This is a genomic window from Sulfitobacter sp. 1A13496 (genome assembly GCF_043557225.1).
GTDB classification, from domain to species: Bacteria; Pseudomonadota; Alphaproteobacteria; order Rhodobacterales; family Rhodobacteraceae; genus Sulfitobacter; species Sulfitobacter faviae.
In genome coordinates this window covers 939,177-958,520 of the sequence record NZ_JBIFFP010000001.1, presented here as the reverse complement: position 1 = coordinate 958,520, position 19,344 = coordinate 939,177, and the positions used below count along the sequence as shown (strand labels likewise).

Below are 19,344 nucleotides of genomic sequence, written 5' to 3'. Positions count from 1 at the left end.
CATGACCAGAACCGTCATCGAATCCAAGACCAAGACCGCCGTCATCGGCTTTGACGAGCCGTTTTGCGTGATCGGAGAGCGGATCAACCCCACGGGCCGCAAGATCCTCAGCCAAGAGCTGGAGCAAGGCGATTTTTCGCGGGTCGAGGCGGATGCCATCGCGCAGGTCGCCGCAGGCGCCACGGTGCTCGACGTGAACTCGGGCGCGGTCTTCTCCAACAAAATGGCCGAAGACCCCCGCTATGCCGACAACAACTTTGTCGAGCCGATGCTGATGCCGGAGCTAATCAAGGTCGTGCAAAACGCCGTCGACGTGCCGATCTGCATCGACAGTTCGGTCCCCGGCGCGCTTGAGGCGGGGCTTGAGGCCTGCGAAGGCCGCCCGCTGCTGAACTCCGTCACCGGAGAGGAAGAGCGGCTCGAAGTCGTCCTGCCGCTGGTCAAGAAATACAACGTGCCTGTCGTGGCGATCTCCAATGACGACACAGGGATCTCCGAGGACCCGGATGTCCGCTTTGCCGTGGCGAAAAAGATCGTCGAACGCGCCGCCGATTTTGGCATTCCCGCCCATGATATCGTCGTCGACCCGCTGGTCATGCCGATTGGCGCCATGGCGACGGCGGGGCATCAGGTCTTTACCCTCGTCCGCCGTTTGCGCGAGGAATTGGGCGTGAACACCACCTGTGGCGCCTCTAACATCTCCTTCGGGCTGCCCAACCGCCACGGCATCAACAATGCCTTCCTCCCCATGGCGATGGGCGCAGGCATGACAAGTGCGATCATGAACCCGGTGGCCGTGCCGCTGAACGCCACCAAAATCGCCGAAAAGCGGGCTGAGATTGCCGCCGCGGGGATCATCCTGCCCGAAGACATGGATGATGAGACCTTTGCGACGCTCTTCAACCTCGGCTCGACCAAACCCCGCCCGGGCAAGGAGATGGAGGCCATCCGCGCCGCCAACTTCCTCTTCGACCGTGACCCTCACGGCAGCGCTTGGATTGAGTTCAACAAAAGCGCGCCCAAAGCGGGTCAAGAGGGCCGCGGTCGCGCGGGCCGTTCAGGTGGGCGCCGCCGCCGCTAAGGCCGCCTGACAAGATCTAAAAGCCCCGCCAGCGTCGCTCGGTCGGGCCTTTTTCTATACGGGCAGGCGGAAGTCCGAGATGGCGCTTTCCGGCGCTACTCCGCCCGGTTCCCGCTCACCAATTCTTGGATCGCGGCCATGACGGCGGCCACATGATCGGGGTCTTTTGCCGCGCTATGCGGCTCATTGAACCCGCCCATGTCATTGTCGAAATAGGCGCCGGAGGCCTCTGCAAACTCATCCGAAACCGCGGCGCGGGCAAGGATGTCAGCCCCGATGCTCAGGTCGTTCCCGGCGACGCCAAAGCCTTCCTTTACCATCTTCGACGCCAAGAGAGAGCCGGGGTTCACCGCGATAAAGAGCGGCCCGTCCTGATGCGCGCGGGCCATCTGTTGGGTCCAGATCGTGATCGCCAATTTGCTCTGCGCATAGGCCGCCATATCGTCAAGCGTCACCTCGCCCCTAAGCGCGGCTACCTCCACCGGCGCCTGCGCGGCGGAGGAGAGGTTCACCACCCTGCCCGCTTTGGGAAGCACCGGCAGCAACAGTTGAACCAGCAGATAGGGCGCCAGCGTGTTGACCACGAAACGCGCGTCCAACCCGGCGTCGGTGCGCGGCTCAGGCAGTTTCAAGACACCGGCATTGTTGATCACCACGTCGATCTGGCTGTGATCGATGCGCAGCGCCTCTGCCAGCGTCACGACCTCTTCCAGCCGCGACAGGTCCGCGCGGTAGGTCTGGGGATTGCCGCCCACCTCCGCCGCGGCGGCGCTGAGTTTCTCGGCACTGCGCCCGTGCAGCAAAACGCTATGCCCCTGCGCGCTGAGCTTTTTGGCGGTCAACAGACCGATACCGTCGGTCGCGCCGGTGATGAGGATCGTCTTGGTCATCTGTCTCTCCTTGCTCTGTCTCTGCGCGGGGATGGGAAGCGGCTCTGCGCGATCACCACCCGCCCAGAACCTGCTTGCCGATCACCCGCCCACTTTCCTGACGCTCATGGGCCGCGCGAAGGTTTTCCACATTTATCACGCCCGCATGTTCCGTCACGGTAGAGCGTAAAATGCCTGCGTCGATCATCTGCGACACCCGGTTCAACAGGTCGCGCTGCGCAGTCATGTCCTCGGTCTGGAACATCGAGCGTGTGAACATGAACTCCCAATGCACGCTTAGGGCTTTCGGTTTCGCCGCTTTCATATCCAGCGTCTCAGGGTCGTCGATCAGCGCGATCTGCCCGCGCGGCGCGATGGCTTGGATGATGGCGGGCCAATGCGTATCGGTGGCCGTCAGCGCGGCGACATAGCTTGGCGTGAGGTCGAGCTCGGCAAGCTGCGCCACCAGATCGCCCCGGTGATCCACCAAATGATCCGCCCCCATCTTGCGCACCCAATCTTGGGTCTCTGGCCGCGAGGCGGTCGCGATCACGGTCAAACCGGTCAGGGCCTTGGCCAGTTGAATGAGGATCGACCCCACGCCCCCGGCACCGCCAATGACCAAAATCGCCTCCCCTTCGCCAGAGCCCTCGGCCAGCCGGAAGGAATTGAACAGCATCTCCCAAGCCGTGATCGCGGTCAGTGGCAGCCCGGCGGCCTCCACGAAATCAAGGGTTTCCGGCTTTCGCCCGACGATCCGGGAATCGACCGTGTGGAAGGCGACATTGGTCCCCGCGCGGGTCACGTCTCCGGCATAGAACACCTCATCCCCCACCGCGAAATCGCTAACCTCTGCGCCCAGTTCCACGACCACGCCCGCGGCATCAAAGCCCAAGACCTTCGGACCACCCTCAGGCCCCGAAAGCGCGCGCAGCTTCACGTCCACCGGATTGACCGAGATGCCCTTCACCTCCACCAAAAGATCATTTGGTCCGGGTGTGGGACGCTCAATTTCGAGCATCTCCAAAACCTCTGCCGGGCCGGTGGTGTTATAGCCGATAGCTTTCATTTTGTCTGTCCTTCCGCAGGGATATTACTGTTGGGCAGAAGGTATCAGTTTGTTCGGCTATATAAACCGAGGCCGATGCGGATAGAGTTTATAGATACAGAGTATAATCCAAACGATTGGCGGGCCTACGGCAAAGCCCCCGCAGGCGAAGGCACAGCCCCAACGCGACAAACGACATTCATATGGAAAAAATGGCGGACCCTAGAGGATTCGAACCTCTGGCCTCTGCCTTCGGAGGGCAGCGCTCTATCCAGCTGAGCTAAGGGTCCACTGAGGGGCGGTATAGCCAGAGCGCGCCGCCCCTGCAATGGGAAATCCGGGGGCGAGGGCGGCGAAATTCACGTTAGGCGAAAAGATCATGCGCCAATTCGAGGGCGTCGACCAAAGTGTCGACCTCGGCCCGGGTGTTATACATGCCAAAAGACGCGCGGCAGGTGGCCGAAACGCCGAGATGCGTCATCAAAGGCGCAGCGCAATGATGCCCAGCCCGGACGGCCACGCCTTTCTTGTCGAGCACGGTCGAGATGTCATGCGCATGGGCGGCGCCGTCCAGTGTGAAGCTAAAGATCGCCGCTTTGTCCGGCGTCGTGCCTTGCAGGTTGAGCCAATTCAAACCGCCGAGCCGCGAGACCGCGTAGTCGCGCAGATCGTCCTCATGGGCGGCGATATTCTCCATCCCCAGATCCATCATGAACTCTAGCGCCACGCCCAAGCCAATGGTGCCGACGATTCCAGGGGTGCCGGCTTCGAACATCATAGGCGGATCGTTGTAGCTCACCGCGTCCTTGCTGACTTCGCGGATCATGTCACCGCCGCCGATGAAGGGGCGCATTTCGGCCATGCGCTCGGACTTGATATAGATCGCGCCCGAACCGGAGGGACCGTAGAGTTTATGCCCGGTAACGGCATAGAAATCACAGTCGAGGTCCTGCACATCGACCGGCATATGCACCGCCGCCTGCGAGCCATCGACCAAGACCGGAACGCCCTTCTCATGGGCGGCTTCAGCGATGGTTTTCACATCAACTTTCGTGCCCAAGACGTTGGAAAGGTGCGATATTGCAACCAGCTTGGTCTTCGGCCCGATGGCATCGATCACCGCCTGCGGGTCAAGCGCGCCGGTGGCGTCCACATCGACCCATTTCAGAACCACGCCCTGCCGTTCGCGCAGGAAATGCCAGGGCACGATATTGGCATGATGCTCCATCACCGACAGGACGATCTCATCGCCCGCCTGCATGCGCGGCATGGCCCAGCCATAGGCCACGGTGTTGATCCCCATGGTCGCCCCGGTGTTGAGCACGATCTCATCTTCCGACCCGGCGTTGAGGAAGCGCGCCACGGTGCCGCGCACGCTTTCGTACTTGTCGGTCGCAAGATTAGAAAGGTAGTGCAAGCCTCTGTGAACGTTGGAATATTCATTCGCATAGGCTTGGGTAATCGCGTCGATCACCACCTGCGGCTTCTGGGCCGAAGCGCCATTGTCGAGGTAGACCAGCGGTTTGCCGTTCACCTCGCGCCCAAGGATCGGAAACTGCGCCCGGACGGCTTCAACGTCGAACATGACTTAAACTCCCTGGGCGGTCAGCCCGATCAAAGACAGCAAAAGGCCCAACCCCAACAAGACCCCAAGCGCGGCGCCCGCGAGCACTGCAGCGGCGTGGAACAGCCCCGGCAGATGCAAGAGTTCGGCCACGAAATTCAAAAGGATCCAAAGACCCCAGAAGGTAACGACGAAAGAGGCCAGCAGCGCCACTGGCGGTAGGGCCAAAGTCAGCAGCAGGATGCCCAGTTGGGCGCAGAGGCGAAGCGCCTGAAGCCACACGACGGCAGCCAAAAGCGGCGTCAACGCGCCCTGCCCGCCCAGTGCCCGGCCAACCCAAGTCAGCGCATGCACATAGAGCACCATCAACCCGGCCAGCAGCGCGAAGAGCACCAGCGGCGATTGGAAATAGCTCGGCAGCGCCATGGCGGGCGGCGCGATCACGAAGGTGGCCGAGATGACCAGCGCGTTCAGCGCAGCGACCAAGGCAAGGGACGTCCAGATGACATCATTGCCTAAAGGCAGTTCCGCAATCTGGCGCGCTGCGGCGCGGGGGTTGCGCAGGGTGGTCTGCGCAAGCTGGATCAGGGCGCCGCTCATCTCAGCCCCGCTGCGCGGCAACAAGGCCCGCGATCCAGAACCAAAAGAACACGGCCAACCAGACCACCCCGACGATCTGCGCCTGTAGGCCCGGCCCGATGAACCCAAGCGCGAGGCCCAGCAACAAAAGGATCGGCGCAGAGGCGAGGAGCGACCAAACCAAGGTCAGCCGCACCGCATAACCGCTGAGCCGTTGCCCCGCGAGACGGCTGATCCCCCAGACCATCGCGGCCAAGCCATAGAGCAGCAAGGGCATCACAAAGATCCAGAAAAACGCACTCCAATATTGGCGCACCGCGAGCGGCCCGTCCGGATCGAGATGCGCCGCGCGGGCTTGATACGGCGACAGGGCCACGAAGATCAGCAGCCCCGCCATCAGCGCGAACATCAGCACGCGCACCTCGTTGCGTCCCTGCGCAAGCAGCCCCGACATCACTTTGCCGGGGCCGCGGTAGGTCGCAACGATATCGCTGGTAACAGCCATCAGGCGCTACGACGCTCCAACCACGAGCTGAGACGCCCGGTGATCTCTTCGCGCAGTTCCTCGGCCTCGATCTCCTCCACTGCTTCGGCAAGGAAGGCGAGCGTCAGCAGGTCGGTCGCCTCGGCATGGGACACACCGCGGGCGCGGAGGTAAAACAGCGCCTCCTCGTCGATCGCGCCGGAGGTGGAGCCATGCGAACAGGCCACATCGTCGGCGTAGATCTCAAGCTCTGGCTTGGCGAGGAACTGGCTGTCGCCGTCCAGCAGCAGCGACTGGCTGATCTGGTAGCCATCGGTCTTCTGCGCGCCTTCCTTGACGAGGATCTTGCCCTGGAACACGCCTGTGGCACCGTTGCGCAGCACCTTCTTGAAGACCTGACGGCTTTCGCAGTTCTCGGCATCATGGGTGATGAAGACCGTGTCGTCATGGTGGAAATCGCCATCTCCAACGCAGGCGCCCGCGACATGAGCCGAGGCATCGTCGCCAGTGAGTTCGATCACGCATTCGTTGCGCGTCAGCGCGCCGTTCACGGTGACGGTAAAGCTCTTGAACAGCGACTCGGTGCCCAAACGGGTGAAGACATGGGTCGCAGCGCGGCGCTCGTGGTCACGGCCCTGCGCGCGGACATGGTGGAAGCGCGCGGTGTCGGCCACCTCGACCTCCATCACGGTGTTGAAGCGTGCGGCCGCGGGGCCGTTCTCCAAAAGCGTGACTTCCGCGCCTTTGTCGAGCTTCACGACATGGTGCAGCATCGCGTCCGAAGTCTCTGATTTGTGTTGATAAACCAGATTGATCGGCTTGCTTGGGGTGCCGGTGACATGGATCAAGACACCATCGGTAGCGAAAGCGGTGTTCAGCGCCGCCAGCGGGCGCTGCACCGGAGTCTGGCCGTTCTTTTCCAGCGTGCCATAAAGGTCGCGCGCCCAGTGCAGGTCGCTGTCGGCAGCCGCCAGCCGTTCGATGCTGACGCCTTCGAGCGACAGGTCGTCCGATGCCTCGGCGTCGAACTCACCATCGACGAAGACGATGCGCAGACGGTCGGTTCCGTCAAAGAGCGGCGCGTCGCCATGATCGAAGATCGCGGCGGGCAACGCTTCGGCTTGGGTCAGCGTGTCGGGGCGGGTAAACTTCCAGTATTCATCCCGGCGCTGCGGCAGGCCCATGGCACGAACCCGCGCCAACGCGTCTTCACGCGCCGCTCGGCTCCAGCCACCCTGTGGCATATCGAGCGCTGCGATCATCGCCTCGGTCGGGGTTTCTTTGAGCTTCGCTTCGGCCATTACACCACCTCGGCGAGGATGTCGGCATAACCGTTGTTCTCGACTTCGAGCGCGAGCTCCGGCCCACCGGTCTTGATGATGCGGCCGTCGGACATGATGTGCACGACGTCGGGTTTGATGTGGTCCAAAAGACGCTGGTAGTGCGTGATGACAAGGAAGCCACGGCCCTCGGTGCGCAGGGCGTTCACGCCTTCGGCCACCAGTTTCATCGCGTCCACGTCGAGGCCCGAGTCGGTCTCGTCGAGGATGCACATCTTGGGCTCGAGCATCGCCATCTGCAGAATTTCGTTGCGCTTTTTCTCACCGCCGGAGAAGCCCATGTTCACGGGGCGCTTCAGCATCTCTGCGTCGATCTTGAGGTCCTTCGCCTTGGCGCGGATTTCCTTGAGGAAGTCGGCGGCGGAGATTTCCTCTTCGCCGCGCGCCTTGCGCTGTGCGTTCACGGCGGTGCGCAGGAAGGTCATGTTGCCGACGCCGGGGATTTCCACCGGGTACTGGAAGGCAAGGAAGAGGCCCGCCGCGGCGCGCTCTTCGGGTTCCAGTTCGAGGATGTCTTCGCCTTCGAGTGTGGCGGAGCCTTCGGTGACCTCGTAGCCGTCCTTGCCCGAGAGCACGTAGCTCAGCGTGGACTTGCCCGAGCCGTTCGGCCCCATGATGGCGTGGACCTTGCCGGCCTCGACTTCCAGATCGACGCCCTTGAGGATCTGCTTCTCCTCTTCTTCCAGTTTCACCTGCAGGTTCTTGATGCTCAGCATTTCGGTCTCCTTCTGGCGCGCCTTGCGCCGCAATTCATGCTATTTCAGTGTTGTCTCAGGGGCTTGCCCCTGCGTGTTAAAGTTCATGCCGCCCCCTGACGGGCGCAGAGCGCGGCGGGAAAGCTGTCTTTCAGCGCGGCGCGGCAGGCAGTGATGCCGTCTTGGTAGGTCAGCGGCCCGTCGGGTTTGGGTGCCGCCGGAATATCGGCCAAGGCAATCGGCGCGCGCATGTTGCGCCCCACGGAGGCGGCGTAGTCGTGAAACTTCAACCGCCCCTGCCCCTCGGGCGTCGCCCAAGTGTTGGCCACGCCGTAAGCATCCGCCGTGATCAACCCGTGCAGCGACGAGGCAAAGACATGGGCACAGGCGGCGATGCCGGCGCAAACCTGCTCCACCGGATCGCGCGGGTCGATCAGCACATAGGCGCTGTCGGAGGCCACGAGTTCCAGCAGGTCAGGATCGTCCGCCAGCGTGTGATGCGGCACGATGCCGATCTTGTCGCCGCGTGGTCCCTCGCCGGGCAGAACCTCGTTTACCAAAAGCCCCGGATCGCCAAAAGCATTTGTTTCGATGCCCAGAAGCGCCGCCGTCACCGGCCCCCGCAGCAGCGCGATCTCGATGTTCTTCAGGAACGCACGGCCCCCGGCGGGGCGCAGCAGACCGCTGCCCCAGATCACCGGCTTGGCCCCCGCACGCGGCGTGTCATAGTTCCGCCGCACGATCTGCAAAAGCGAGCCGAGACCAAAGACATCCGCCTCATCCACCGACGCATGCTCCACCCGCCGCCCCGAGACATGGCTCAGGATCAGCGGGCTCAGCGCATCGCCAAAGTTCGGCTGCGCCTTCCACCAATGCAGGCGGAGGGGAGTATGCGCCGCGTCAAGGCTCATTAGCCGACAGAGCCTTCCAGCGAGATCGCCACCAGCGCCTGCGCTTCCATGGCGAACTCCATCGGCAGCGCCTGCAGCACGTCCTTGCAGAAACCGTTCACCACCAGCGCCACGGCCTCTTCCTCGTCCATGCCGCGCGAGCGGCAATAGAACATCTGGTCGTCGTCCACTTTGGAGGTCGTCGCCTCATGCTCCACCCGGCTCGAGTTGTTCTTCACCTCGATATAAGGCACCGTATGCGCCCCGCATTCCGAGCCGATCAGCAGACTGTCGCACTGGGTATAGTTGCGCGATTCCTTGGCCTTGGGGTGCATCGAGACCAACCCGCGGTAGGTGTTCTGCGCCTTGCCCGCTGAGATGCCCTTGGACACGATGCGCGACTTGGTGCGCTTGCCGAGGTGCACCATCTTGGTGCCGGTGTCGGCCTGCTGCATGTTGTTGGCGATGGCGATGGAGTAGAACTCGCCCTGGCTGTCGTCGCCGCGCAGGATGCAGGAGGGGTATTTCCACGTCACGGCCGAGCCGGTCTCGACCTGAGTCCACATCACTTTGGCCCGGTCACCCCGGCAATCGGCGCGCTTGGTCACGAAGTTGTAGATACCGCCCTTGCCGTCCTCGTCACCGGGGTACCAGTTCTGGACGGTGGAGTATTTCACTTCCGCGTCTTCCTCGACGATGATCTCGACCACGGCGGCGTGCAACTGGCTCTCGTCGCGCTGCGGCGCGGTGCAGCCTTCGAGGTAGCTCACGTAAGAGCCCTTGTCGGCGATGATCAGCGTGCGCTCGAACTGGCCGGTGTTCTCGGCGTTGATGCGGAAATAGGTCGACAGCTCCATCGGGCAGCGCACGCCCGGCGGCACGTAGACGAAGGACCCATCGGAGAAGACGGCGGAGTTCAGCGTGGCATAGAAATTGTCCGAGACCGGCACGACCGAGCCGAGGTACTTCTTCACCAGATCGGGGTATTCGCGGATCGCCTCGGAGATCGAGCAGAAGATCACGCCGGCCTTCTTCAACTCTTCCTGGAAGGTGGTGCCGACGGAGACTGAATCGAACACCGCATCCACCGCAACCTTGCGGCCCTCTGCAGGCGCATCCTCAGCCCCTTCGACACCGGCAAGGATCATTTGCTCCTTCAGCGGGATGCCGAGCTTTTCATAGGTCGCCAGCAGTTTCGGATCGACCTCGTCGAGCGACTTGGGCTTCTCGGCCATGCTTTTGGGGCGAGCGTAATAATACTGCTCCTGAAAGTCGATTTCAGGATAATCCACCATCGCCCAATCCGGCTCTTCCTTGCTGAGCCAACGGTTGTAAGCCTCAAGCCGCCATTCGGTCATCCACTCAGGCTCGTCGTTCTTCTCCGAGATCAGCTTCACGATCTCCGGCGTCAGCCCTTTGGGCGCGTATTCCATCTCGATGTCGGTGGACCAGCCGTATTTATACTTGCCGCCGACTTCGCGCACGGCATCCACGGTTTCCTGGTCAACGCCTTCCTTGACGCCATCATTCTCTTTCAGGGTCATATTTTCCAAGGTTTCAGTTCCTTTCCGTGGCGGCGCTCAGGCGGCCCGCGTTTCGTGCTTTTTCAATTTGGCGGTCCAGCTTGTGGCGAACCGCAGGATATCTTCCCGGGTGGTGTCGAGGCCCAGCGACACCCGGATCGCGCTGGCGGCCTGTGTTTCATCAAAGCCCATGGCGCGCAATACGGCACTGGCGCGCACCTTGCCGCTGGAACAAGCCGACCCCGCCGAAATGGCAAAACCGGCAAGGTCCATCTGCATCACTTGGGTCTCGCCCTTCCAGCCGGGCGTGATGATACAAGAGGTGTTGGGCAGGCGCTGAGCGCCTTTCCCTACAAAAATAGTCAGACTTGCGGCATCCGCAAGGGTCGCTTCCAGCAAATCACGCTGTTCTGCCACCTCTTCCCAACGCCCCGCAGCCAGATCCGCCGCCGCCGCCTCAGCCGCTGCGCCGAACCCTGCGATGGCGGGGATATTCTCGGTCCCCGAACGGCGGCCCATCTCCTGCCCGCCGCCGCGCAGCAGCGCATGTTCGGCCAGATCGATGCCGCGTTTGACGATCAAGGCGCCGATGCCCTTGGGCCCGCCCAGCTTATGTGCGGAGACAAGGATGAAATCCGCGCCCGAGGTCGCCATTTTGAACCGGGTCTTGCCGAGCGCCTGCACCGCATCGACCAACACATAGGGCGTGCTCTCCATCGCCCAACACTGCTGGGCTAAGGGCATGGTCTGCTGCAACACACCCGTCTCGCTGTTCGCGGCCTGTAGGGCCACCACATCGGCCCCCGCCGCGGCGGTCAGGTCACCGTCCCAAACACCCTGTCCGTCGACGCCCAAACGCGCCGCCTGCCCCCACGACAGAACCGCATCATGCTCCACCGCTGAGGTCACAACCTGCGCCCCCATCCCAGCCGCAAGCGCCGCCGCCTCGGTCGCACCGGAGGTAAAAATCACATCGACCGGATCACAGCCCACAAGCCCCGCCACCTGCACCCGCGCGCGCTCGACCACAGCCTTGGCCGCACGCCCCTCAGCATGGACCGAAGACGGGTTGCCCGGCAGTTCCATCGCCGCGATCATCGCCGCGCGCGCCTCCGCCCGCAGCGGCGTGGTCGCGTTATGGTCAAGGTAGACCCGCATCCTTCATCCTTTTCCAAATACCGCGGGGGTCCGGGGGCAGCGCCCCCGAAATTCCACATCGCCACCCGCGCAGACCGCAGCCGCCAAAGCGCGCCCGCTGCCCAAAACCACCCTCACGACTCATCCACCACGGCAAAGAGGGTCGGCACCGCCGGACAGGGGGCAAGCTCATTCTCGACCACATCCGAAAGGCGCGTCTGGTGCAGGAATACATAGACATGCGCGCTCAGCCCCTGCCAGAGCCGGTTGGTCAGCGATTGTGCCCGGCTGCCCGACAGCCCGCCCGAGGCGCCCGCCCCCTTGTGCATCGCATCCACCGTCTCATCCACCGCCGCCAGCACATCGACCACGCGAATATCCGCCGCCGGACGCGCCAAACGATACCCGCCGCCCGGGCCCCGGACAGAGGTCACCAACTCGGCCCGGCGCAGCTTGACGAACAACTGTTCCAGATAGGGCAAAGAGACCGACTGCCGCTCGGCAATGTCGCCCAGAGACACCAAGGTGCCCTCGGGTTGCAGGGCAATATCGGCCAAAGCGACCATCGCGTAGCGCCCTTTGGTAGATAGCTTCATCGTCTCACCCTCACCCGCCGCGCCATTTGATTGACGTGGGCGGCTTAAATGCCTAAGTCCAAAGACTGATCCACGCGACACTGCGCGGAACCAGATTAGAACCGTTCTAAGGTGGCCTAGCGAATTCGTCAACTATTCGCGGCGATCTTTGAACCCCTAGACAGGGATACCCATGCCCGAGGTTATTTTTCCCGGACCCGAAGGCCGCCTTGAAGGCCGCTACCACCCCCAAAAAGAACGTGACGCCCCGATTGCCATCGTGCTGCATCCGCATCCGCAGTTCGGCGGCACGATGAATCACAAGGTCGTCTATAACCTGCACTATGCGTTCTACAACATGGGTTTCACCGTGTTGCGCTTCAACTTCCGTGGCGTGGGCCGCAGCCAGGGCGAATACGATCAGGGCATCGGCGAATTGTCTGATGCGGCCTCCGCACTTGATTACCTGCAATCGATGAACAACAACTCCAAGCATTGCTGGGTTGCGGGGTTCTCCTTTGGCGCATGGATCGGGATGCAACTGCTGATGCGTCGGCCTGAGATCACGGGCTTCATTTCGGTCTCTCCGCCTGCGAATATGTACGACTTTTCCTTCCTCGCGCCCTGCCCGGCCTCGGGTCTGGTGATCAACGGCACCGCCGACCGCGTGGCGCCGCCCGCCGATACCACGAACCTCGTCAGCAAGCTGCACGAGCAAAAGGGCATTACGATCACCCATCAGGAGATCGAAGGCGCCGGGCACTTCTTTGAAGAGCCGCATATGGACACGCTGATCACCTCGACCAGCGACTATGTCAAACGCCGCCTGACGGAATCGACCCGCTGATGGCGGACGCGGTCGTTACCCAACTGGCCAATAAATTGGCCGAGGAATGTCTCGCCGTACAGGCCGAGACGGGTGAAGACCGCTTGTTCATGGAAGTCGGCGAGGTGCTGGGCGCCTCGTCGCAAACGCTGGAAGAAGCCTTTCTCACCGCCGTTCGCACCCGGATGGCCAATGACAAGGCCCGCGCCTTTCTGGCGCGCAAGCTGCGCGTCCATCGCGGTAAGGGCGGCGCATGACAGAACGGCTCGACAAGCAGATCGCCTTTCTGAACGAGGCCGACAAGCTGAAAACCGTGCTGCGCGGCACCACCCTATGCGATGCCAGCCGTGCGGAAAACTCTGCCGAACATTCGTGGCATCTGACGCTCTATGCACTGGTGCTGGCTGATCAGGCAGGGCCGGAGGTGGACATCAACCGCGTCATCAAGATGTTGATCCTGCACGATCTTGTCGAGATCGACGCGGGCGACAATCCGATCTTCGGTGACTATGACGCCGCAGAGATGGAAGCGCAGGAACAGATCGCCGCCGACCGCATCTTTGGCCTGCTGCCCGGCGATCTGCGTGATGACCTGCGCAGTATTTGGGAAGAGTTCGAGGCCGCCGAAAGCCCTTCTGCCCGCTTTGCCAAATCGCTCGACCGGTTCCAGCCGCCGATGCAGAACCTCGCCTCCGGCGGCGGAAGCTGGACCGATTACAACGTCTCAGAAGCGCAGATCGAAGAGAAGGTCGGCCGCAAGATCGCCGCCGGCGCCCCTGCCCTTTGGTCTTATGCCCGCGCCCGCATCAGCAGCTTTTTCGCCGGGGTCGGCGCCTGACCGCAGCCTTCGGCATACCATTGTATACGATCTTTCTCTTTGGCCCAGAATAGGCTAAAGCACGGCCAAACGCACCCTGAAACAGAGGAATTCGTCATGTCGAAGATCAAGGTAGAAAACCCCATCGTCGAACTCGACGGCGATGAGATGACCCGGATCATCTGGGATTTCATTAAAAAGAAGTTAATCACGCCCTATCTTGACGTTGACCTGAAGTATTACGACCTCGGCATCGAAGTGCGGGACAAGACTAACGACCAGATCACCGTCGACGCGGCCCATGCGATCCGCGAACATGGCGTCGGCGTGAAATGCGCCACCATCACGCCCGACGAGGCGCGGGTCGAGGAGTTCGGCCTCAAGCGCATGTACCGCAGCCCCAACGGCACCATCCGCAACATCCTCGGCGGCGTGATCTTCCGCGAACCGATCATCTGTCGCAACGTGCCGCGCCTTGTGCCGGGCTGGACGCAGCCCATCGTCGTCGGCCGCCATGCCTTCGGCGACCAGTACCGCGCCACCGATTTCCGCTTCCCCGGCAAGGGCAAGCTGACCATCAAATTCGTCGGCGATGATGGTGAGACCATCGAGAAGGAGGTCTTTGACGCCCCCTCCGCCGGTGTCACCATGGCGATGTACAACCTCGACGATTCGATCCGCGATTTCGCGCGCGCGTCTTTCAACTACGGTCTGAACCGTGGCTGGCCGGTCTATCTCTCGACCAAGAACACGATCCTGAAAGCCTATGACGGGCGTTTCAAAGACCTGTTCCAAGAGATTTTCGACGCGGAATTCGCCGAGGACTTCAAGAAAAAGAACATCTGGTACGAGCACCGCCTGATCGACGACATGGTCGCATCGGCGATGAAATGGTCGGGCGGCTATGTCTGGGCCTGCAAGAACTACGACGGCGACGTGCAGTCGGACACCGTGGCGCAGGGTTTCGGCTCGCTGGGGCTGATGACCTCGCAGCTGATGACGCCCGACGGCAAGATCGTGGAGGCCGAGGCCGCCCATGGCACCGTCACGCGCCATTACCGCCAGCACCAGAAGGGCGAGGAGACGTCGACGAACTCCATCGCCTCGATCTACGCTTGGACCGGCGGGCTGAAGCACCGGGGCAAGCTGGACGAGAACACCGCGCTGATCAACTTCGCCGAGACGCTGGAGAAGGTCGTGGTGGATACGGTGGAATCAGGTTTCATGACCAAGGACCTCGCCCTGCTGGTGGGGCCGGATCAGGGCTGGCTGACGACGATGGGGTTCTTGGAGAAGGTGGACGAGAACCTGAACAAGGCGCTGGCGGGCTGAGCCTGTCGGATGTTTGGAATGACAGAGGGCCGCACGATGCGGCCCTTTTCTATTTTTCGGTCACGCCTGCCACCCGGCCCGGAATCAAGCCGTAGGCGCCGGGCCATCGCCTGCCCGCCCGTCACGCCGGAGGCGTGCCGCTATAAAGGGGGCGCACCTTCGGTGCGACCGGGTAGGCGATTTGGCTAGGCTGGGCGTGAACTCGCGGAACGCACAACATTGCTGAGCCATAAAGTGGCACGAGGCCACGTAAAATCGCCCACCCGCGGGCAGGCGCTGGCCCTCATTGCGAAACTGGAGCCGCGCTGGCCCTCATTGCCCCCGGTTGTGCGTCCGCGCGTAAAGCTTCGCGATGATCCCACTCGCCGTCTTCTCGAACAGGCACGGTATCAGCGCATGCACGAGCGCCGCGCCAGCTGCCGCGAACAGCAGCCCCGAAAACTTCAGCGCGAAGGCCATATGCTCAAGGAACGTCTCATCCACCTTGGCGGGATGGTCGAGGAAGATGCGTGCGATCATGGGAAACTCCTGTCTCTGCCTTTCCCCCACCCTAGCCGAGCCTGCTTGTGACATTGTCCCAAATTACTCCCGACAACCGCTTGTGCGCGAGAAGATTTCCCACCAAACTACCGCCATGATAACACTTGATGACATAGACCGCCACATATTGGTCGAACTGCAACGCGACGCCAGCCAATCCCTTGAGGCGCTTGGCGCGGCGGTCCACCTGTCGCGCAATGCCTGCTGGCGCCGCATCCGGGCGCTGGAAAAGGCCGGCGTGATCAAGAACCGGGTGACGCTCTTGGACGCGGCGAAACTCGGCCTCGGCCTCAGCGTCTTTATCCAAGTCCGCACCAACGCCCATGCCCCCGACTGGCTTGAGAAGTTCTCCCGCGCCACGAAAGCCATGCCCGAGATCCTCGGCGTCTACCGAATGACCGGTGATCTGGACTATTTGATCCGGGCGCGCGTTCGGGATATGGCGGGATATGATCGCCTCTATCAGGACCTGATCCGCCGGGTGCCGCTGTCGGATGTCTCGGCCAGTTTCGTGATGGAGGAGATCAAGGAAACCACCGAACTCCCGCTCTGAGGAAGACCGAGATGCATTACCTGTGGCTCATCATCGCCGTGGTGGCGGAAACCCTTGGCACGACCGCGGTACAGGCCTCGCATCAATTCACCCGGCTCTGGCCTTCGGTGGCGGTGGTGGTCTTCTACATGATTTCTTTCTACTGCATGTCGCTGGCACTGAAGGTCATGCCGGTTGGGATCGTCTATGCCTTTTGGGCCGGTCTGGGCATCGTGCTGATCGCGATTATCGGCTTCGTCCTCTTCGGTCAGCGGCTCGACCTGCCGGCGGTTCTGGGGCTTTTCCTGATCATCAGCGGCATTCTGGTCATCCACCTCTTTTCGAACAGCGCCACCCATTAAGGCTGCACCAGTGGCACAGCTTCGCGCAGTAAGGGGGGCGTCACGGCATTAGGGCTAGCAATTGTAGCCGGGGCGCGGTATGGGCGGCGCAATTATACGCGCAGCTTCAGGTTGGCGCGTCCCTCCCCTATCCAAAGGCTGACTTAATGGACCTGCGCAACATCGCAATCATCGCCCACGTCGACCACGGCAAGACGACGCTGGTGGACGAGCTTCTGAAACAATCCGGCACCTATCGTGAAAACCAGGCGACCACCGAGCGCGCCATGGACAGCAACGATCTGGAGCGTGAGCGCGGCATCACCATCTTCGCCAAGCCAACCTCCGTCGTCTGGAACGACACCCGCATCAACATCGTCGACACGCCGGGCCACGCTGACTTCGGCGGCGAGGTCGAGCGCATCCTGTCGATGGTCGACGGCGTGGTCCTTCTGGTGGACGCCGCCGAAGGCCCGATGCCCCAGACCAAATTCGTGACCTCCAAGGCGCTGAAACTGGGCCTGCGCCCGATCGTCGTGCTGAACAAGGTCGACAAGCCGGATGCCGAGCCTGACCGCGCGCTCGATGAGTGTTTTGACCTTTTCGCCAGCCTCGATGCCACCGACGAACAGCTCGAATTCCCGCATATGTATGCCTCGGGCCGCTCCGGCTGGGCGGATGCCGAACTTGACGGGCCGCGCAAAGACCTCTCTGCGCTGTTTGACCTGATCCTCGATCACGTCCCCGCGCCCAAGCAGATCGAAAACGCCGACAAGCCCTTCACCATGCTGGCCACCACGCTCGGCGGCGACCCGTTCCTGGGCCGCCTGCTGACCGGTCGTGTCGAAACCGGCACCCTGAAAGCGGGCCAAACCGTCAAAGCGATGTCGCGCGACGGCACCCAGATCGAGACCTTCCGCGCCACCAAAATCCTCGCTTTCCGCGGGCTGGAGCAGACCGCCATCGACGTGGCCGAAGCGGGGGACATCGTCTCTATCGCGGGCATGGCCAAGGCCACCGTGGCCGATACGCTGGCCGATCCTTCGGTGAACGAAGCGATCCCGGCGCAGCCGATCGACCCGCCCACCATCACTGTGACCTTCGGCATCAACGACAGCCCGCTCGCGGGCCGCGACGGCAAAAAGGTGCAATCCCGCGTGATCCGCGAGCGTCTGCTGAAAGAAGCCGAAAGCAACGTGGCGATCAAAATTTCCGACACGCCGGGCGGCGAGGCTTTCGAAGTCGCAGGCCGCGGCGAATTGCAGATGGGCGTGTTGATCGAGAACATGCGCCGTGAAGGGTTCGAGCTGTCGATCTCCCGCCCGCAGGTGCTGTTCCAAGAGATCGACGGCGTGCGCCATGAGCCGATCGAAGAAGCCACCATCGACGTGGATGACGAATACTCCGGCGCGGTGATCGAGAAAATCACCGGCACCCGCAAGGGCGAGCTGGTCGAGATGAAACCCGCCGGCGCCGGCAAGACCCGGATCATCGCCCATGTCCCCTCGCGCGGGCTCATCGGCTATCACGGCGAGTTCCTGACCGACACCCGCGGCACCGGCGTGTTGAACCGCGTGTTCCACGGCTGGGCACCGCACAAGGGTCCGATCCCGGGCCGTCGCGCGGGCGTGCTAATCTCGATGGAGAACGGCACCTCGGTCGCCTACGCGCTGTGGAACCTCGAAGAGCGCGGCAAGATGATGATCGGCGCGCAGGCGGACGTCTACACCGGCATGATCATCGGCGAGCACAGCCGCGACAACGATCTGGAAGTGAACCCGCTGAAGGGCAAGAAGCTGACCAACGTGCGAGCCTCGGGCACCGATGACGCGGTGCGCCTGACCCCGCCGATGACGCTGAGCCTTGAAGAGGCGATTGCCTATATCGACGACGACGAGCTGGTCGAAGTGACCCCGAACGCCGTGCGTCTGCGCAAGCGCTACCTCGACCCGCATGAGCGCAAGCGGATGGCAAAAGCCAGCTAAGCTACGGTAAATTAAAAGCAAAACGGCAGCGCATTTTACGATGCGCTGCCGTTTTCACATCCGCGCCCCGGAGACCTCGCGGCGTTAAGTATCGCTTTCCTCGCGATCGATATGCCCGCGCCTCGCCAAACTCAGCGCAGCAATCAGGCAAAGGATGGCCCAAGCCCCGCCACCAAGCCAGCCCGCCGCCACATCCGTCGGCCAATGCACCCCCATATAGACCCGGCTGATCCCGACGAGCAGCGTCAGCAGGACCACAACCGCCAGCGTATAGACCTTGAGCGCCCGCCGTTTCTGCGCCCGCGCCACCATCGCGCCAAGGGTAAGATAAGCCACCGCCGCCATCATCGAATGCCCCGAGGGGAAGCTTGCCGTATGCACGAGCGAGCCATGCGGCACGAGGTCGGGGCGCGGACGGTCGAAAAACTCCTTGGCGATGCTGCTCAGCACGATGCCCCCGCCAACGGTGGCGAGGATGTAAAGCGCGGTCGACCACCGCCGTTGCAGCAGGAAAAAGAGCGAGACGACGACGGTCGTCAGTACTAGCACCGCGACCCCGCCCAACGCCGTCAAATCGCGGCCAATTTCCTCCACCCACCACGGGCCGATGGGATCGGACAGGTCGCCCGGCGTGCGCAGGAACAACAAGATGTCACGGTCAAGGCTGCTGGTACTGCCTTCGACGACCTCTTCAGTCAGTTCGGCCAAGGTCCAAACGGCTGTGATCGAAAGCCCCATCAGGGCCAGTGTCGTCACCTCCACATGGCGGCGGCACCATTGGGCGAAAGCGGATAGTCGGTCGAAGTTCATGAGGGATCAACCACCCTCCCCTTGGAAGGTTCCACCCCGGCAATGCAAGACGCCCCGCCTGTCATTCAGGCGGGGCGTTTCAGGATCATTCCTCAGTTTCGACGATCATCAATTCGCGCTCCGACGCCCCGCGCGCATGGTTCAACGCCGCTTGATAAGCATCGGAATGATAACATTTTTCGGCCGTTTCGACATCGGGGAAACGCGCCACCACGTTGCGCGGCCGCTCTTTACCCTCAAGCTGAACGAACCGCCCGCCGCGGGCGATGAACTTACCGCCATGTGCCGCAATGGCCTCGGTGGCGCCGGCGGCGTATTTCTTATACGCCTCCTCATCGGTGACGGTGACATGTGCAATCCAAAGTGCGCCCATGGG

At 62.4% G+C, this 19,344-nt stretch carries 22 protein-coding genes and 1 tRNA gene; 8 read left to right on the top strand and 15 right to left on the bottom strand.

Annotation, left to right across the window (positions count from 1 at the left end; translation table 11 throughout):
• The first annotated feature begins 1 nt into the window (after window position 1).
• The gene (locus ACGYLX_RS04680; RefSeq protein WP_271693733.1) at window positions 2-1,081 is read left to right on the top strand and encodes a methyltetrahydrofolate cobalamin methyltransferase; all 1,080 of its coding nucleotides are present in this window, start codon (window positions 2-4) and stop codon (window positions 1,079-1,081) included.
• Between the two features lie 95 nt (window positions 1,082-1,176).
• Here ACGYLX_RS04680 and ACGYLX_RS04675 read toward each other — a convergent pair whose 3' ends face one another.
• The 12 genes from ACGYLX_RS04675 to ACGYLX_RS04620 all read right to left on the bottom strand — a co-directional run bounded on the left by ACGYLX_RS04675 (window position 1,177) and on the right by ACGYLX_RS04620 (window position 11,806).
• Window positions 1,177-1,971 carry an SDR family NAD(P)-dependent oxidoreductase gene (locus tag ACGYLX_RS04675; protein WP_168613618.1) on the bottom strand — a complete coding sequence of 265 codons (795 nt, stop codon included), beginning with the start codon at window positions 1,969-1,971 and terminating at the stop codon, window positions 1,177-1,179.
• 52 nt (window positions 1,972-2,023) lie between these two features.
• Complete coding sequence (locus tag ACGYLX_RS04670) at window positions 2,024-3,019, bottom strand: zinc-binding alcohol dehydrogenase family protein (protein WP_394447603.1); 996 nt, start codon at window positions 3,017-3,019, stop codon at window positions 2,024-2,026.
• Between the two features lie 192 nt (window positions 3,020-3,211).
• Window positions 3,212-3,288: transfer RNA gene (locus ACGYLX_RS04665), tRNA-Arg, on the bottom strand.
• Window positions 3,289-3,362: 74 nt separating this feature from the next.
• On the bottom strand, window positions 3,363-4,583 hold the full coding sequence (locus tag ACGYLX_RS04660) for a cysteine desulfurase (protein WP_394447601.1): 1,221 nt from the start codon (window positions 4,581-4,583) through the stop codon (window positions 3,363-3,365).
• Between the two features lie 3 nt (window positions 4,584-4,586).
• Window positions 4,587-5,162: a YIP1 family protein gene (locus tag ACGYLX_RS04655; RefSeq protein ID WP_394447599.1), complete on the bottom strand. Its 576-nt coding sequence runs from the start codon at window positions 5,160-5,162 to the stop codon at window positions 4,587-4,589.
• Between the two features lies 1 nt (window position 5,163).
• Window positions 5,164-5,646 (bottom strand): YIP1 family protein, encoded by a 483-nt coding sequence (locus tag ACGYLX_RS04650; RefSeq protein WP_394447597.1) that lies wholly within the window; start codon window positions 5,644-5,646, stop codon window positions 5,164-5,166.
• Complete coding sequence (gene sufD / locus ACGYLX_RS04645; protein WP_394447595.1) at window positions 5,646-6,926, bottom strand: Fe-S cluster assembly protein SufD; 1,281 nt, start codon at window positions 6,924-6,926, stop codon at window positions 5,646-5,648. Before sufD ends, ACGYLX_RS04650 begins: the two co-directional genes overlap by 1 nt.
• Window positions 6,926-7,681, bottom strand: coding sequence for a Fe-S cluster assembly ATPase SufC (sufC, locus tag ACGYLX_RS04640; RefSeq protein ID WP_394447593.1), 756 nt, complete (start codon window positions 7,679-7,681; stop codon window positions 6,926-6,928). Before sufC ends, sufD begins: the two co-directional genes overlap by 1 nt.
• Window positions 7,682-7,764: 83 nt before the next feature.
• Entirely contained in the window at window positions 7,765-8,571 is an 807-nt protein-coding gene (locus tag ACGYLX_RS04635) for a polysaccharide pyruvyl transferase family protein (RefSeq protein ID WP_394447591.1), read from the bottom strand.
• A complete protein-coding gene (gene sufB / locus ACGYLX_RS04630) occupies window positions 8,571-10,094 on the bottom strand; it encodes a Fe-S cluster assembly protein SufB (protein WP_394441258.1) in 1,524 nt (507 codons plus the stop codon). Before sufB ends, ACGYLX_RS04635 begins: the two co-directional genes overlap by 1 nt.
• A gap of 36 nt (window positions 10,095-10,130) precedes the next feature.
• Window positions 10,131-11,231 carry a cysteine desulfurase family protein gene (locus ACGYLX_RS04625; protein WP_394447590.1) on the bottom strand — a complete coding sequence of 367 codons (1,101 nt, stop codon included), beginning with the start codon at window positions 11,229-11,231 and terminating at the stop codon, window positions 10,131-10,133.
• A 113-nt stretch (window positions 11,232-11,344) separates the two neighbouring features.
• The gene (locus ACGYLX_RS04620; protein WP_067262959.1) at window positions 11,345-11,806 is read right to left on the bottom strand and encodes an Rrf2 family transcriptional regulator; all 462 of its coding nucleotides are present in this window, start codon (window positions 11,804-11,806) and stop codon (window positions 11,345-11,347) included.
• A 172-nt stretch (window positions 11,807-11,978) separates the two neighbouring features.
• Here ACGYLX_RS04620 and ACGYLX_RS04615 point away from each other — a divergent pair, with 172 nt between their 5' ends.
• The 4 genes from ACGYLX_RS04615 (at window position 11,979) to ACGYLX_RS04600 (ending at window position 14,760) form a co-directional block, all read left to right on the top strand.
• Complete coding sequence (locus ACGYLX_RS04615) at window positions 11,979-12,632, top strand: alpha/beta hydrolase (protein WP_067262961.1); 654 nt, start codon at window positions 11,979-11,981, stop codon at window positions 12,630-12,632.
• Window positions 12,632-12,868: a hypothetical protein gene (locus ACGYLX_RS04610; RefSeq protein WP_394447588.1), complete on the top strand. Its 237-nt coding sequence runs from the start codon at window positions 12,632-12,634 to the stop codon at window positions 12,866-12,868. The genes ACGYLX_RS04615 and ACGYLX_RS04610 overlap by 1 nt, the downstream gene beginning before the upstream one ends.
• Complete coding sequence (locus ACGYLX_RS04605) at window positions 12,865-13,449, top strand: HD family hydrolase (RefSeq protein WP_394447587.1); 585 nt, start codon at window positions 12,865-12,867, stop codon at window positions 13,447-13,449. Before ACGYLX_RS04610 ends, ACGYLX_RS04605 begins: the two co-directional genes overlap by 4 nt.
• 96 nt (window positions 13,450-13,545) lie before the next feature.
• Window positions 13,546-14,760, top strand: a complete 1,215-nt coding sequence (locus ACGYLX_RS04600; RefSeq protein ID WP_394447585.1) for an NADP-dependent isocitrate dehydrogenase — start codon at window positions 13,546-13,548, stop codon at window positions 14,758-14,760.
• Window positions 14,761-15,072: 312 nt separating this feature from the next.
• Here the strand turns inward: ACGYLX_RS04600 and ACGYLX_RS04595 are convergent, their stop codons facing one another.
• A complete protein-coding gene (locus tag ACGYLX_RS04595) occupies window positions 15,073-15,279 on the bottom strand; it encodes a DUF6356 family protein (protein ID WP_067262973.1) in 207 nt (68 codons plus the stop codon).
• Window positions 15,280-15,394: 115 nt separating this feature from the next.
• Here ACGYLX_RS04595 and ACGYLX_RS04590 point away from each other — a divergent pair, with 115 nt between their 5' ends.
• From ACGYLX_RS04590 to typA, 3 genes are all read left to right on the top strand, one after another.
• Window positions 15,395-15,853, top strand: coding sequence for an Lrp/AsnC family transcriptional regulator (locus ACGYLX_RS04590; protein ID WP_394447583.1), 459 nt, complete (start codon window positions 15,395-15,397; stop codon window positions 15,851-15,853).
• Window positions 15,854-15,864: 11 nt separating this feature from the next.
• Entirely contained in the window at window positions 15,865-16,194 is a 330-nt protein-coding gene (locus ACGYLX_RS04585) for a DMT family transporter (protein WP_394447581.1), read from the top strand.
• Between the two features lie 146 nt (window positions 16,195-16,340).
• Complete coding sequence (gene typA, locus ACGYLX_RS04580; RefSeq protein ID WP_209218798.1) at window positions 16,341-18,158, top strand: translational GTPase TypA; 1,818 nt, start codon at window positions 16,341-16,343, stop codon at window positions 18,156-18,158.
• An 84-nt stretch (window positions 18,159-18,242) separates the two neighbouring features.
• On the opposite strand, the gene ACGYLX_RS04575 is transcribed toward typA, so the two are convergent.
• Window positions 18,243-18,968: a phosphatase PAP2 family protein gene (locus ACGYLX_RS04575; RefSeq protein WP_394447579.1), complete on the bottom strand. Its 726-nt coding sequence runs from the start codon at window positions 18,966-18,968 to the stop codon at window positions 18,243-18,245.
• A gap of 85 nt (window positions 18,969-19,053) precedes the next feature.
• Window positions 19,054-19,341 carry a DUF1330 domain-containing protein gene (locus ACGYLX_RS04570; RefSeq protein WP_394417440.1) on the bottom strand — a complete coding sequence of 96 codons (288 nt, stop codon included), beginning with the start codon at window positions 19,339-19,341 and terminating at the stop codon, window positions 19,054-19,056.
• Between the last annotated feature and the right edge of the window lie 3 nt (window positions 19,342-19,344).

Coding starts and splice junctions, on each gene's coding strand:
- ACGYLX_RS04625 (WP_394447590.1), bottom strand. CDS start 11,231: ATGCGGGTCTACCTTGACCATAACGCGACCACGCCGCTGCGGGCGGAG.
- ACGYLX_RS04660 (WP_394447601.1), bottom strand. CDS start 4,583: ATGTTCGACGTTGAAGCCGTCCGGGCGCAGTTTCCGATCCTTGGGCGC.
- ACGYLX_RS04615 (WP_067262961.1), top strand. CDS start 11,979: ATGCCCGAGGTTATTTTTCCCGGACCCGAAGGCCGCCTTGAAGGCCGC.
- ACGYLX_RS04610 (WP_394447588.1), top strand. CDS start 12,632: ATGGCGGACGCGGTCGTTACCCAACTGGCCAATAAATTGGCCGAGGAA.
- ACGYLX_RS04575 (WP_394447579.1), bottom strand. CDS start 18,968: ATGAACTTCGACCGACTATCCGCTTTCGCCCAATGGTGCCGCCGCCAT.
- ACGYLX_RS04585 (WP_394447581.1), top strand. CDS start 15,865: ATGCATTACCTGTGGCTCATCATCGCCGTGGTGGCGGAAACCCTTGGC.
- typA (WP_209218798.1), top strand. CDS start 16,341: ATGGACCTGCGCAACATCGCAATCATCGCCCACGTCGACCACGGCAAG.
- ACGYLX_RS04650 (WP_394447597.1), bottom strand. CDS start 5,646: ATGGCTGTTACCAGCGATATCGTTGCGACCTACCGCGGCCCCGGCAAA.
- ACGYLX_RS04635 (WP_394447591.1), bottom strand. CDS start 8,571: ATGAGCCTTGACGCGGCGCATACTCCCCTCCGCCTGCATTGGTGGAAG.
- ACGYLX_RS04595 (WP_067262973.1), bottom strand. CDS start 15,279: ATGATCGCACGCATCTTCCTCGACCATCCCGCCAAGGTGGATGAGACG.
- sufD (WP_394447595.1), bottom strand. CDS start 6,926: ATGGCCGAAGCGAAGCTCAAAGAAACCCCGACCGAGGCGATGATCGCA.
- ACGYLX_RS04600 (WP_394447585.1), top strand. CDS start 13,546: ATGTCGAAGATCAAGGTAGAAAACCCCATCGTCGAACTCGACGGCGAT.
- ACGYLX_RS04680 (WP_271693733.1), top strand. CDS start 2: ATGACCAGAACCGTCATCGAATCCAAGACCAAGACCGCCGTCATCGGC.
- sufB (WP_394441258.1), bottom strand. CDS start 10,094: ATGACCCTGAAAGAGAATGATGGCGTCAAGGAAGGCGTTGACCAGGAA.
- ACGYLX_RS04605 (WP_394447587.1), top strand. CDS start 12,865: ATGACAGAACGGCTCGACAAGCAGATCGCCTTTCTGAACGAGGCCGAC.
- sufC (WP_394447593.1), bottom strand. CDS start 7,681: ATGCTGAGCATCAAGAACCTGCAGGTGAAACTGGAAGAAGAGGAGAAG.
- ACGYLX_RS04590 (WP_394447583.1), top strand. CDS start 15,395: ATGATAACACTTGATGACATAGACCGCCACATATTGGTCGAACTGCAA.
- ACGYLX_RS04670 (WP_394447603.1), bottom strand. CDS start 3,019: ATGAAAGCTATCGGCTATAACACCACCGGCCCGGCAGAGGTTTTGGAG.
- ACGYLX_RS04570 (WP_394417440.1), bottom strand. CDS start 19,341: ATGGGCGCACTTTGGATTGCACATGTCACCGTCACCGATGAGGAGGCG.
- ACGYLX_RS04655 (WP_394447599.1), bottom strand. CDS start 5,162: ATGAGCGGCGCCCTGATCCAGCTTGCGCAGACCACCCTGCGCAACCCC.
- ACGYLX_RS04620 (WP_067262959.1), bottom strand. CDS start 11,806: ATGAAGCTATCTACCAAAGGGCGCTACGCGATGGTCGCTTTGGCCGAT.
- ACGYLX_RS04675 (WP_168613618.1), bottom strand. CDS start 1,971: ATGACCAAGACGATCCTCATCACCGGCGCGACCGACGGTATCGGTCTG.